Consider the following 14,031-nt stretch of genomic DNA (forward strand, 5'->3'; position numbering starts at 1 on the left):
TTCCGGTATAGTATCTCGATAGAGGACAGCTGTTTCTGAATGGATAAATTGATGGAAGAATCCTGATGTAGGGAAATCAAACTATCAATTATATTCCCGTATAGTCTACGCTTTGCAGAGGTCAACGAACGGGCATCAATACCTAAAAGCTCTTTTGGAAGTGAACTTTTGCCCTTTTCGAACTCATAGAATAGCTGCGCGTAAAGGGGAACAGTTCCATCTTGTCTGATGCTGTTTGTAAAATGCCGCTTCTCGCCATTGTTAAGGCTTTGAACCAAATTTACAATGTCTTCCCTAGCGTTGTACATAGACTTTTTTAAGATGCAATTTAAGATTTATTCCATAATTATAATGGTTTTCGATGTTGATATTCGACAAAAATCTGTTTTGAATTATGGAGTTTTTTTCTTTTCTTTTGTCAACGACAATGGGAATTCCTTTTCCATCAACCTAAATTTTAATCCCAAAATTTCTCTACTATGACGAAGCGCTACAATATTGTTTCCTTATTGCTGTTGGCCTCTATACTCATTTGTAATTCCTATAATAAAGCTAATGCTCGGGTGTCTTTGCTATTTGTAAAAAATATTGGTCAGGTACAGGACCAGCATGGTCATAGTCGTAATGATATAGATTTTAAGATGGCCACAGGTAACGGTCTTAATATTTTTATAGGTAGCAATGCAATACACTATCAATGGGCAAAGGCAGGTAGCAAGATGAGTCCAATAGCTGTTTCAACTGATGATTTGTTGAACAATGACCCAATGGAGATGTACAGGATGGATGTACAGTTGGTAGGGGCCAATCCCAATGCAACGTATACGGTAGAATTGCCCACTAATTTTTATGAACGGTATTATACGCTGGGACTAAACGGTGCCAAGGCATTCAGTTACCGCAAGATTACCTACCACAATGTTTATCCTAACATTGACTGGGTTTTCTACTTCAATACGCATGGTAATTTGGAGCATGATTTCATAGTGCGGCCAGGAGGTAGAGTGAATGATATACAACTGAAGTATAGCGGAGCCATAAGTTTGGAATTAAATCTAAATGGTTCTTTCAATGCTGTAACACCGATGGGCAACATCACTGAGCAGGCACCAATTTCTTTCCAGAAGGAAAATAAAAAAAGTATACAGTCTAAATATGTGCTGAACAACAACCTACTTTCATTTTCAACTTCGCAATATACGGGTACCTTGGTAATTGATCCTACAGTTGAATGGGGTACCTATTTCGGAGGTGTTGAGAATGATGATATCAAGAAAACGATAACCGATAAAGCTAACCATCTTTACGCCACTGGTGCCACCAGTAGTCTGGATAACATAGCCACGATAGGAAGTCACCAGACTATCTTTGGTGGAGGCTCCTCATCTGCGGGTGCGGACGCTTTCCTTGCCAAATTTGCTACAGACGGTACAAAACTTTGGTCAACCTATTATGGTGGATCTGACATTGATGCAGCATCGGCTATAACCTATGATACATTAGGCTACATCTATATCGCAGGAAAAACAAAGAGTCCTTCAGGTATTGCCACGACAGGAACGTATCAGCAAACCATTGGTGGGGGCATCCAAGTTGACGATGCATTTATTGCAAAATTTGACAGTTTGGGCGAGCGCCTATGGGGAACCTATTTCGGTGGGGAAAGACAGGATGGGCATACATCACTTGATCTCCATTGCGATAAATTCAACAATCTGTACTTGACAGGTAATACCATAAGCGATACTGGAATTGCTTCAATTGGCGCTTCTCAGCCAGTAAAGGCGAGTAACATGGATGGATTCTTAGCCAAATTTAACACTGCTGGTAATTTGGTTTGGTCAACATATTATGGTGGATCTTCCAACGAAACGCCACAGGCATTAGGCACTGATGAAGTGGGCAACATCTTTATGGTTGGTAACACCATCAGCACCTCTGGTATGACAACCACAGGTGCACATCAGGAAATTTTTGGTGGTGGTACGAACGACGGCTTTGTGGTTAAGTTTGACCCAAATGGACAACGTTTATGGGGTACTTACTTGGGTGGCCCATCTAATGATATTATCCTCTCGATAAAGAACGACGAACTTGGTCATCTGTATATAGCAGGTACCAGTAACAGTACGTCCGGTATTGCTACTGCCAATGCCTACCAAACAACATTAGGAGGTGCACAGGATATTTTTATAGCGAAGATGGATGTTGCAAATGGACAGTTACTTTGGAGCAGTTATTACGGCGGAACCCTATCTGAAATGGCGCCAAGTTTAGTTATCGGAATGGACAGTAAGTTATACTTGGAAGGATGTACCAACAGTACTAACGGTATTGCTACACCTAATGGAATAAATACTGCTTTGAATGGGACACAACTAGACGCCTTCCTCGCACGCTTTGACACGAGCGGAACAAGGGAATGGTCTACCTATTTGGGTGGCAACAATGTGGACCAAAGCTATCATGTATCTGCTGACAGGGTGGGTAATCTGTATCTGTGCGGTCGCACGAACAGCACATTAGATATGGCAACTACAGGACAGACAATTTTAGGTGGCGGCTATGACGGGTTTATTCTTAAAATAAATACCTGTGAACTTTTGGATGCGCCAATTGCTCTTACGGGATCAGCGACTGTATGTGCAGGTGATACCATAACCTATTATGCCACTGTAGTGAATGGAGCTACAGCTTACCAATGGTTTCTGCCTAATGGATGGGTGGGTATGAGCGAAGTGGATAGTATTGTCGTTATTATAGGTTCTGCTAGTGGTGACATCATGGTCGCTGCTGTTAATCATTGTGGGCCTGGTGATACGGTCAGCTTAAATGTTACGGTCAATGCCTTACCTGTACCACAATTGGTTCGAAATGGTAATGTACTCAACACAACACAACTTTTTAGTTCCTATCAATGGAACTTGAACGATAACCCGATCGTAGGTGCGACCTCGGCTACACATTTGGTCACAGAAAATGGTCAATACAGTGTTACGGTAACAAATACAAACGGATGTATAGGTACTTCACCCAATTTGACTGTCGATAATATAACAGGCATCTGCAATCATCTTGCTGATCATGGTGTGCTCGTTTTCCCAAACCCACTACAGGAGGAGTTGTATATGCAATTGCCAAATGATGCAACAGTTCTTATGACGAACAGTATTGGCCAGATACAAGTAAAGGCAAAGCTTTTAAAAGGCAATCATAGATTAAACTGTAACGAGTTGGTTTCTGGTCTATATTTCCTGCAAGTATTTGATGCCAATGGAAACTTATTAGGTGTTCAAAAACTAGCTAAAGACTAAGATTAAATTTCCCTTTAAAATTTTGTGTTGTATGAAAAAGATGATCAGGTATTTCATAGTATTTGTATTTCTTATTGTTGCAGCTGATGTGCATGCTCAGGGGGAAAACAATATCTGGACATTTGGTAAATGGTATTCCTTGGATTTTAACACAAGCCCTCCGACCTTGAAGGACGATCTGATGTTGAATAATCAACTAGGTGGTACACAATTGGAATTTATTTATAGACAATCGATAGCTGTTTCCAATAGTGCAGGACAACTGCAGTTCTTTGTTATGATGCGTCGGGGTGGTACAGCCCCAGGTAATATTGTGACGCCCAACACGCCAATGATTTACGACAGGAATATACAGCCTGTGCAAGGTTCCCAAATGATGAATACTTTGCCAGTAAATGGGGCACCGTTGGTGATTCCCCATCCTGGAAATGACAAACAATATTATATTTTCTATGTGCGCAACAATGGTTTACTATATAGTCTTTTTGATATGTCACTCAATAACGGAATGGGCAATATTGTTTCTGGCCAGCATAACATCCTGATCAGTGGATACAATACAGTAATCGGTGATCGTATGACATCAGTAGTTGGTTGCAACGGAGTTTGGTTAGTCATTAGGAACAAAGATGCAAATGGTTATAAAAGCTTTTTAGTGAGTAGGCAAGGTTTAAATTCAGTACCCGTTCTTTCCGAAGCAGGTACACCGACGCTGGGTGATTACAATTCACATGGGTTTTTAAAAGCTTCGCCTAATGGGCGTATATTAGCAACTGGAGTAGTAAAACATCAGCATATAACTGATTCCATTTCTGGGATATTGGAACTGTATGATTTCGAACCCTGTTCAGGAAAGTTGAAGAATACGCGTATTATCGACACTGGAGGATATATTGGAGTCTGTTTCTCGCCTGATAATTTAAAATTATATGCTACACGAAGTGTGGAACATGTTATCTTAAACCTATTTAGAGGTTATCTGTTTCAGTTTGATTTGTCACTTATTAATATTCCTGCAATTTCAGCATCAAAGACTTTAATAATCCAAAATCCGCTCGCAATTGAGGATATTGCTAGTTGTCCGCACAACCCCGCGGTCTTAGGAGATATTCGCCTTGCCCCCGATGGGAGGCTGTACTTATTAAACTACCACCCACCAGTATGCTCAGGAACAGGTATGGCATTTCATGTGATTGAGCAACCTAATAATGTTGGTCTGGCCTGTCAACCAATCATCAATGCGATATATAACGCTCAGAATGGAATGGATTATGGGGCAGGCTTCTCGACCTCACCGTCCGACAACCCTTTACCACATGATATCAAAGTTTATAATGGAAATCCGGATACAATTATAGGGCAGACTTTTCGCCTTAGTGCTTGTTTTGCAGATACTTTTTTGATCAATGCGCAATATGGGTTTGAATGTTATACATGGGATGATGAAACTATAGCACAGGCTAAAGTAATTAGAGAACCTGGAACTTATTTCGTGAACTACTATGCTGATTGCAATGTAATTGTGGATACCTACCATATTTCCTTTTTTAGGTTGCCTCAAGTGCCGGAAGTAATTTACGGATGCATAGGTGAAATTTCCCTTAAAATAGAAAATGAAGCTGGGAATAATAGCTTGTTTCATTACACCTTGACCAATATGGAGACAGAACATAAACAGGCAGCATCAAGCAGTGTCGGGCATACATTCAGGGGTTTGTTTTCAGGAAATTATACGGTTCGAATAACAAATGAAGAAGGTTGTGATACCATTATGACGGTAATCGCGGAAGCATATCCTTCTCCGGAAATAATTACAACACCTACAGATACAATGATACGATATGGTGACAGCGTCAGGTTAAACGTTTCAGGAGGTACGATGTATACCTGGTTCCCCTCAGCATCCCTTGATACCACAACCGTAGCCAGTCCTGTTGCGTACCCCTTTAAACAAACAGGTTATTTTGTTATTGGATTCAATGATTTTGGTTGCCGTGATACTGGCTATATCAATGTTGATATTGATTTTACGATGCCTGATTTTGTCCCAAATGCCTTTTCGCCTAATGGGGATGGTGTAAACGATGTGTTCCATATCGAGGGTGCCCATTACCAAAAAGTAAGAGCGTTTAACATCCACAATAGATACGGTCAGTTGGTTTTCTCCACAATAGATGCCACGAAAGGATGGGACGGAAACTACAATGGACAGGCATGCGATGTGGGTACGTATTACTACCATATCCAACTTGATTATCCCAATGGTCGCACCAGAATATGTAAAGGTGACATAGTATTGATACGTTAGTTGATAAGAAAGTAAAGTGAATTGGCGACTATATGAATCGCCAATTCACTTTTAAGTAGTTTTAGTTTAGAGACAATAATCTACACTTAGCGGACAGGTATCTGCCCACCCGTTGGTAAACCAAGCTGTCGAACCAAATGCGCCGCGATATACAGGGTGATCAAATGCATTCCCAGTATCCCAAAGGTCGAACTCAGGGTCTTGCAATGTATTAGTTTTCAAACTAAAGTCTGGGAAGTTGGGACAGGAAACACAAACATCTCCAGTTGGAAGACCTAGTGTAGTTACTGTAAATTGGTTTCCCTGTTCTTCACAACCAAAGCTCGTTAACCCTTCAATCCAATTAGTCATATCCGTACTACAACCAGACCAAGGGATTGTTTTGAAATCTCTGTAACCAGGGCTACTTCCGATATTATGAAAGCTGTTGTAGGCAAACTGCAATTCCGGACTTCCGGAGGTATGAGCAATAACATTGTTGCCATTAAGAAATAGGGCATCCTGACTAAAGGAAGAAATGACTGAATTGTAAATACTACTATTACCATTTCTCTGATAAACAATGGCGTCGGCATTAGGAACATTAACACCACAAAATTCCCAACCTAAGAATGATGCATTGGAGAAAATTCCATTTGTTAGTGGTGTTGCCGTCTGCGACTCGGAAAGTAATACATTACTGATGTCCATGGCATAGGCTGAAGCATTGGTAGTGTTAACGGTTGCATTACTTTTTACACCAGCTAAATATTGACCCTTACCTTGAAAGCCGTAGGAAACCATAAAATCTGTACGTCGAATTTTATTGGCCATAACATGCTTTGGAAATACCGTACCACCAAATAGCGCAATACCGTCTCGGGCGGATTCACTGACCTGGACGTACTCAATGTCGCTTGCGCTACCCAAAGAGGCCATAACAAAAGAACTTTCCGATTTTCTATCGCTGCCTGCACCGCCGCCACCACCGGCATAGTGTATCTGTGCATACTTGAATGTGCCCACACTGCTGGCAGCAGTACTACCGCCGGCCGTATAACTCGCTCCATTAATCAATATACTCAAAGCATTGCTTTGGTTATTGGGTGCCTGGCCTAACAGATAGACGCCTGCCCAGTCACCGGCTGCACGTGTGCCTGGAGCTTTATCGCTCGTAAATACAATAGGGTTGGTGGAAGTCCCTGTTGCATTGATGGTAGCATTTGGTAATATTACCAAAGCGCCGTTGGTAGCAGACTCGCCGTAGATGACCACCCCGGCTGGTATGGTTATGCTGGTGTTGCTGATAACCACATTGCCGCGTAATAGATAGGAGTTACCGGTACTCAATACCAATGGTGAGGTATAAGTGCCGGAAAGAACAGTAGGAGGGCAGGTAACCGATATACTGTTTAAATTGACATCATTTAGTTTGTCGTTGTCGCCAAAAAGACCTGAGTTCTTTTTTTGGCAGGAGGATCCTGCAATAGCTACAGCTAACGCAAGGAAATATGTTAATGATATTTTCATAATGGTATTTTATTTTGGTTAGTTACCATGGTGCTTTACCGGTGTGCACCCGCACCTTTAAAAATAATTAAGGTCGATCCTGAGGTGGAAGCCTGATACGGACAATATTTTTCATACACATTTAATTTGGCCTAAAATTTAGGTGTTCTTTTAGACCAAGTTAGCCAGGATGGCTTAAGTTTTTATGTTCTGCCAACGTAAAACACTAACGGTACATATGCTGAAATTACAGTACATTTTGAGGGGGAAATAGTACGTATTGTGCCTTTTTTGGTACAGCAAAACTACCTTCCATAAATGCCAAAAATCATTTTTAGTACAAATTTCCAAATAACGGTACGCAGGGACAGAAAAACGGTACCTATTTCAGAAAAACGGTACAACCACTTGATGGGTAGTTAATGATGGTTTTGGGCTAAAAAACGAAAAAAGCGAACATCCGTCATGAATGTATCGCTTTTTGATTTTGCTAAAATACGGGTTGTTGGTGCTAATAGCCTGTTGTGATGGTAAGGCTACCTGTTACAATGGCTGTTTTGTTAGTAGCTGGTTCGCCTGCCTCATTTTCTTCTTTGCTCTTAATCCATTTAGAACTTCTTTTAGCAAAATCTGCTGTCTCCGGCAGAAAAATTACCGGCCAGCGTTGCGCTAGGGTGCGGGTTAACTGTCCGGTCAGGACTTCCGTAAATCCTGCACTCAGGCCATTGATAAAACTTTCCTGATCGACCGTGGTGTCGAAGCTGTCGATGAGCCAACCCTTTATATCAGTGTTGATTAGGTCGATTTCGTTCTGAAGCGCTACCTCCGGTAATGCATAAAGTTCAATTAGTTTTTCCGATACTCCTGCAGTTGATAGTGTTGGATTTCCCATAAGTAAGAAATTATTTGATAAACATATATATTTTAATTAATTTACGAATACCAACTATAAAAACGAAATATTGGATAACCTAAACCAGAAATGGAAAAATAGCCGTGGCCAAAGCCGGAATCCAAGACCGGCATACAAGGACAGATACCTGCGTGTAGGCATCTCGTTTTTCTGTGCGGTGTATATGACCACTTTCCGTGAATCCGATCATTTACATGTGGCCATATTTGATGTCAATTTCTGGATCTCGGTTCTTTTTAGTTTTGTGATGTGTATGTTGCTGTATTGGGGAATACGCTATATATCCAAAATTCTCGATGGTAAATATCCTTGGCGGGAAGACCCTTTTCGCCGCATCCTTGCCCAGGTAGGTTGGGGCTATGCCCTGCCGGTAATGTTGACATATATACTCGTAGCCATCTTCTTCAGATTGATCTTCCAGATTGATATTTCGGAAACAGAATATGTAGCCAAGGATTTTCCAATGGCCCGCATGTTGATCCTGCTCGCAAATGTTTATTACATGGCCTGGTATCTCTGGATCATTCCTGTCAGAAGTAGGGAGAGGGCACAACAGACAGATGCACCAATTCAACTTTTCCAAGATGACGATCCCAAGGAGGAATCGACAAATGTTAATCATGAACCCGAAGAACGTTCCTTGCTTCAGGACAATAATCCACTGGATATATTGGAGCCGCGCAAAAATAGTAAGGAGCTGTTCTTGGCAGAAACCGATGATGGGACTATTCCCGTCCCTCAGGAGCATATAGCGGCCATCTTTCGACAGGATGATATGGTATTGCTCCGGACATTTGACAGGAACACCATGATTATAAAACAGTCCATAGCTGTTGCATACAGAGCGGTAAACGATCATTACTTTTTTAAAATCAATGCCCGCATGATCGTCAATTATAAACTTTGTAAATCCTTTAAGCCCGGTCTGAACCGTAAACTGGATATTCAACTTGGTCCACCACTTAATATGAAAGATGAAGTGTCCCGTTATTATGTGGGCGATTTTATTAAATGGATGGAAAGGTAGGAAGTACGATAGTACATTAACTCTAATAACTGCTTATTTAGTTGATATCTTTTTCATTCCCAAAATAAATTTGGTATTGCCAACTTATACTCACATTTGGATGACTCTATTTCAGAAATTATCTGATTTCAAACATCCATAACTATTTCAGAAAATATAATAACTAAAATAACAGTTAATAAGAGACTAAGTATTATAAAATAATATTTAATTCAAAAATACCCGTTAATGGGTATTGTATATTCGGTTTATATCTAATACATTTACAGAATATTAACCAATTGCCAAGTAAGATGTTCCTGTAATCGATTACTTGTTATTTTGCCAAAAAATGAAGTTTACATTTGAAACGATCTGAAATTCTGATCGAGCTTTAAATCTTAGATAATTATGATTTTAAAAAAATTCACGCTCATCGTTACTTGTTGGATTTTCTTGTTTCAGAATCTTTCTGCCCAAACTGGTCGTAAATTAGATGAAATAAGTATTAGCATTAATGATCTAAACCTAAACAGAAAAGAATTGCCTTTTGATGTGCCTTTCTATATTGAGGTGACCGACTTAGAGAATGTTTCTACGATATCTTTTAGTTATCAAATCAAAGATATCCTATTACGAAAGAAGAGTTGGATTACTTTTCCTCTTGTCGAATCAGATGAAAATAAGACTTACGTTTCCCCAACAGTGAACGTAAAGAATAATAAAGCTACCTTATACTGTCCCGGTCTTCATCCTAATGTAGCTTATGATTTTACTTTTGAATTTTTGAAAACCTTACCAAAAGAGGACTTGTACCGGGAACAATTACGTAATAAAATCGGCAATAGTATTTCAAGATTTACGAAGAAGTATGCTGCGAAAAAAATAATACCTGAAGACAGGGAAGAACTTTACAAAGAAATTGATGCAGTCATCAAAGAGCATGTCGCAACCCAGCCAGGAGAAAAGATAGTTAGGAAAGATGACCCTAATACAGAATATAAAACACGAAATAAAGATTATCAGGCTGCTTACAGCCTTTTAAGGGATGCACATAATAAAAGAATTTCAGCACTCACAAATATTAATGGACCAGCGGGAGCAGAACTGCTTTTGACCAAATTTGGATTAGTAGCAAAAGTTATTATTGATAGCTTACCACAACTCCAAGCAAAAGAAACAATCTGGAGTAGTGAACTTAAAAAAGCCATGGTACTTCCGGTTGACGTAAAGTTAAATCAATTTAAGGATTACACGCTCAATGATGGGCTTGAGATTTTAAAATTGCTGGCCAATAAACCATATACGTTGAATGAGATCTTGGTGGGGAATAAAAAAATTGAAGACAAAGAAATTGTAAAGACTGAGGCTATAGATATGCAATCAGTGAAATTTATTTTTTCACTGTTGAAGATATTAAATGAAGGAATTGTTGAATATACGATAGACAGTAATTTGAATGTCTTGTTCACAGATGAACAGTTCAGTTCTTCTTTTCGTGTGTTCAAATCGATGATGAACGATTATAATGATATTGCTGCGGCTGATTTGGATATTGCAGAAGCTGTAGCTTCCACAAAGGATATCACTATTGAAATACTTGTTGCGCAAAGCATTACCCAGGATGTTATCACTATTCCAGAAGTAGAAACCGCCCAATCACCCTACATCAGTATCGAAACAGGAATTGGTATGGCAACGGGCTACTCTTCAGCTTTCGGTTATTATGTGGCAAATTTCTATTTCGTACCCATTAATAAAAATGCTCCGCTTAATAGTTTCAAAGGATGGAACAAATTCTTTAAAATGTTCAGTGTCCAAGCGGGCATAGCCAATTTTTTGGGCAAAAGGCCTGAATACAGCCATTCCATTTTTGGTGATAACAGTAGCAGAGATCTGATGTTGGGAGTAGGTATGCGGTTTACTAAGCTATTAAGAATCAATGCAGGTACCATCCTTTATAAAACTAATAAGGATAATCCTCTTTTAGATAAGTATCACGTTAAACCGTCAGTATATGTATCTGCTGGAATTGATATAAATTTTTTGAAAGCAATCGGAACGGTAGCTGATTTATTTAAACTCTAAAACCTAAAGTCATGAATATAAAAGTATATAGCAAATCTAAAAGGGTGCTGGAGAAGGATGGTCATAAGTATCTGTCAGAATCTTCTGATAGTGAAACAGGACTTCTTTATTTTAGAGTGGACTGGTCGAAACGTATGGACCAGATCAGTTCCTCCAGATTTAAAATCGTAGTAACATGTCTAGAGCCATTGGACTATTCTTTTTTAAATGTAAAAGATAAAAAAGTTGAACATGGTAGCGAGAGCATTTCTTGCGAAGTGATCAGAAGCGAGATCATTAAGTTTATACCTTTTAACTTGAAAAAATTAAAGCAGCCAGTGGAAGTAGATGCAACTTTTGAAATTGAATTAAGGGAACTTGCTGATGAAGTGATATTATCGGCAGCTTTGACATTATCAACCCAAAAAATAATTTAAATGAACAAGCCTTTACTGTTTTTAATTTTGTCTTTGATCTTAGCTTTTGGCGCATGTAATAAGGAAAAGCAGGACTTTTCTGTGGATAAATCGTTTAAGTTTACTCTTTTGGATACCGCAGGAATTTTAGCAGATGGTAAATCTGTAGTGAAACTTGCTGTAAAAAAACTAATTAAGACAAATTCCGGCTATACTGTAACGTTTTCATCCGATAAAGGTATGCTAACATCTGATAACGTGACATTCGAAGGTGACTTTGCCTATACCTATTTGAAACTGGATGAAAAAGAAGATAAATACTATCTAAAAGCAATAATAAAGGATGGTTCAGGGAAAAGTTTGACTGAAAAGACAAATCTTTATGTGGCAAGAAAACCACTTGATTCTTTTGAATTGATCCTACTAGACACAGCAGCTGTAACTGCCAATGGTAAGTCCGAAGTGAAACTATTATTGGAAGGTTCAGGTGAAAATTATGAAGGTGCTAAAGTTACCTTTACCAGTACCGCAGGGACTATTTTAGTTTCAGATGTTGAGTTCGACCGTAATCAGGCGGTAACTTATTTAAAAGTAAGTCGACAAACAGGAAATTATCATATCAGTGCCACTGTAAAGAAGAATAATGTTACCATCGCTCTTAAATCAGTTGCTTATAAGCTTAGCCCAGCATATCCATCTCAGATTTTGGTTCAAAGTAACAAAGCATTTTACAATCTTTCAGAATCAGTAGTGATAAGTACTGTATTATTTGATAACATGCAATCGCTCGGTATATCGGAAGGTTTAAGAGTAAACTTCGATGCCTATCAGATTTCATCTACAAATACACGAGAACCTGTTGGCAGTTTCACAGATGCTCTAAATGTTAGAACCACTAATGAAGGAAAAGTACCTGATGTAACGTTTGCAACAGATTCAAGAGTTGATACCACTAAAAATCTATTTATTGAGGTAAGCACACAAAATGCTTCAGGTAACCAAATTAAAAAAGAGATAGACTGGAAGTACCGTAAGTAGGAAAGCATTCCTAAAACTTAAATAATAATTTCAATAAATTTAAGATGATTTTGGACAATAAAAATAAGGTCAAAGAAATTCTGGCAAAACAGTTGAAACAAGGTGTGAGATTAAATTTAAGCTTTTCCGCTTTAGAATCCGATTCAGGAATACTAAAACCAGAATTGGAGGAAATCTTACGTGATTTGGAAGTAAATGATAAGTATATTGTTGGTTTTTATAAGCAAGCTCAATCAAGGAAGGCAACTGCTGACGAGTTTAGTATACAGCTTCGTGAAAACAATGTTTAACCTAATAATAATTTCTGATATAGCTTATGACAATACGAGTGTTTCATCCCATAGGCCAAGGGGCTTTTTACGCTGAAAGACATGCTAATTACAATATTGTTTACGATTGTGGAAATTGGAAGGATACCAAATTGGCGGATAAAGTAGTCAAACAAAGTTTTACGGAGCATGAAATTATTGACATCTTATTTATTTCTCATTTTGACGCCGATCATGTCAACAAAATTTCTGTTTTAAAAGATCACTGCAATCAAATTCGGAATGTTGTAATGCCGCTTTTACATGAAAATGAAGTACAGTTTTTGCTGAACTTCTATCTAGCAATTGGAAACACTGATGCCGTGGAGATTTTCACTAATCCTCAAGGTTTTTTTGGGGAAGACACTAATGTAATATTGGTAGAAGCAGGGGAGGGAATTGAAGGGGGAGGGGATGGACAGGTGGTGGAGATAGAAGAACTTCAAGGTGGAGGAGAAATAAAAATCTCAAGTAGTACTAAGATAAAGGTAAAGGCAGCAGACTGGTTCTATATTCCTTTCAATTATAAATATAAGGACAGAAATTTACAATTAAAGGCCCTGTTCATATCACACGGTCTCGATATTGATCAATTCCAGAGTGATCTTAGTTATGCCATTTCAAATAAGAATAAGATTAAAAAGATATATGACGCAATTGCTGGTAACATAAATCAAAATTCTATGGTGCTCTTTTCTGGCCCATTGGATAAGAAAATTAGAAAAATTCGTCATTATCATAAACGCTGGATATTTGAAGCTTTAGGAAATCGCCCTGCATGTATATATTCTGGAGACGCCGATTTTAATATTATCGATATAAGGGTCTTATTTAGCAAATATTGGCAGATGGTTGGCACAGTACAAATTCCACATCATGGGGACATTAAATGTTTCAATAAAAGTTTCTTTGATGGAAGACATTACTTCTGTCCCATATCTGTAGGGAAGACTAACAGCTATGCCCACCCTTCTACAAGGGTAATTGCGGACATTTTCGCTAATAATGCACATCCAATATTGGTGACCGAGTCATTAGATTCTGGCTTCGTTCAAGTAATATTGAGCAAATAAAGCCCAATCAAATTGTTTGAAATGTAGATTATTACTTGATTGGTTGCGGTACTGTTTATTAGCGATGAGTTCTGCTCATCTTAAGTTTCAGACATAAATT

Annotated in this window: 10 protein-coding genes; 8 read left to right on the top strand and 2 right to left on the bottom strand. The window is 38.8% G+C overall.

All coding sequences use genetic code 11. The annotated features are described in order from the left end of the window. Window positions 1-479: 479 nt before the first annotated feature. Window positions 480-3,314, top strand: coding sequence for a DUF7948 domain-containing protein (locus tag WH188_RS04920; RefSeq protein WP_339423393.1), 2,835 nt, complete (start codon window positions 480-482; stop codon window positions 3,312-3,314). 31 nt (window positions 3,315-3,345) lie between these two features. Then, entirely contained in the window at window positions 3,346-5,622 is a 2,277-nt protein-coding gene (locus WH188_RS04925) for a gliding motility-associated C-terminal domain-containing protein (protein WP_339423394.1), read from the top strand. Window positions 5,623-5,688: 66 nt separating this feature from the next. Here WH188_RS04925 and WH188_RS04930 read toward each other — a convergent pair whose 3' ends face one another. After that, a complete protein-coding gene (locus WH188_RS04930; RefSeq protein WP_339423395.1) occupies window positions 5,689-7,131 on the bottom strand; it encodes a hypothetical protein in 1,443 nt (480 codons plus the stop codon). A 490-nt stretch (window positions 7,132-7,621) separates the two neighbouring features. Further along, complete coding sequence (locus tag WH188_RS04935) at window positions 7,622-8,002, bottom strand: hypothetical protein (protein WP_339423396.1); 381 nt, start codon at window positions 8,000-8,002, stop codon at window positions 7,622-7,624. Between the two features lie 70 nt (window positions 8,003-8,072). Between WH188_RS04935 and WH188_RS04940 the strand changes: the two genes are divergently transcribed. From WH188_RS04940 to WH188_RS04965, 6 genes are all read left to right on the top strand, one after another. Beyond that, window positions 8,073-9,050 (top strand): LytTR family DNA-binding domain-containing protein, encoded by a 978-nt coding sequence (locus WH188_RS04940; protein ID WP_339423397.1) that lies wholly within the window; start codon window positions 8,073-8,075, stop codon window positions 9,048-9,050. A 390-nt stretch (window positions 9,051-9,440) separates the two neighbouring features. After that, window positions 9,441-11,117 (top strand): hypothetical protein, encoded by a 1,677-nt coding sequence (locus tag WH188_RS04945; RefSeq protein WP_339423398.1) that lies wholly within the window; start codon window positions 9,441-9,443, stop codon window positions 11,115-11,117. An 11-nt stretch (window positions 11,118-11,128) separates the two neighbouring features. Continuing rightward, complete coding sequence (locus WH188_RS04950; protein ID WP_339423399.1) at window positions 11,129-11,533, top strand: hypothetical protein; 405 nt, start codon at window positions 11,129-11,131, stop codon at window positions 11,531-11,533. Further along, the gene (locus WH188_RS04955; protein WP_339423400.1) at window positions 11,534-12,550 is read left to right on the top strand and encodes a hypothetical protein; all 1,017 of its coding nucleotides are present in this window, start codon (window positions 11,534-11,536) and stop codon (window positions 12,548-12,550) included. A gap of 50 nt (window positions 12,551-12,600) precedes the next feature. After that, on the top strand, window positions 12,601-12,840 hold the full coding sequence (locus WH188_RS04960) for a hypothetical protein (protein ID WP_339423401.1): 240 nt from the start codon (window positions 12,601-12,603) through the stop codon (window positions 12,838-12,840). 26 nt (window positions 12,841-12,866) lie between these two features. Further along, the gene (locus WH188_RS04965) at window positions 12,867-13,931 is read left to right on the top strand and encodes a hypothetical protein (protein WP_339423402.1); all 1,065 of its coding nucleotides are present in this window, start codon (window positions 12,867-12,869) and stop codon (window positions 13,929-13,931) included. Window positions 13,932-14,031 lie beyond the last annotated feature (100 nt).

It is taken from the genome of Sphingobacterium sp. MYb388, assembly GCF_037479535.1.
GTDB classification, from domain to species: Bacteria; Bacteroidota; Bacteroidia; order Sphingobacteriales; family Sphingobacteriaceae; genus Sphingobacterium; species Sphingobacterium anhuiense.

What these genes read in the sequence shown, in the direction of transcription:
- WH188_RS04920 (WP_339423393.1), top strand. Translation starts at nt 480, where the DNA reads ATGACGAAGCGCTACAATATTGTTTCCTTATTGCTGTTGGCCTCTATA.
- WH188_RS04925 (WP_339423394.1), top strand. Translation starts at nt 3,346, where the DNA reads ATGAAAAAGATGATCAGGTATTTCATAGTATTTGTATTTCTTATTGTT.
- WH188_RS04930 (WP_339423395.1), bottom strand. Translation starts at nt 7,131, where the DNA reads ATGAAAATATCATTAACATATTTCCTTGCGTTAGCTGTAGCTATTGCA.
- WH188_RS04935 (WP_339423396.1), bottom strand. Translation starts at nt 8,002, where the DNA reads ATGGGAAATCCAACACTATCAACTGCAGGAGTATCGGAAAAACTAATT.
- WH188_RS04945 (WP_339423398.1), top strand. Translation starts at nt 9,441, where the DNA reads ATGATTTTAAAAAAATTCACGCTCATCGTTACTTGTTGGATTTTCTTG.
- WH188_RS04950 (WP_339423399.1), top strand. Translation starts at nt 11,129, where the DNA reads ATGAATATAAAAGTATATAGCAAATCTAAAAGGGTGCTGGAGAAGGAT.
- WH188_RS04955 (WP_339423400.1), top strand. Translation starts at nt 11,534, where the DNA reads ATGAACAAGCCTTTACTGTTTTTAATTTTGTCTTTGATCTTAGCTTTT.
- WH188_RS04965 (WP_339423402.1), top strand. Translation starts at nt 12,867, where the DNA reads ATGACAATACGAGTGTTTCATCCCATAGGCCAAGGGGCTTTTTACGCT.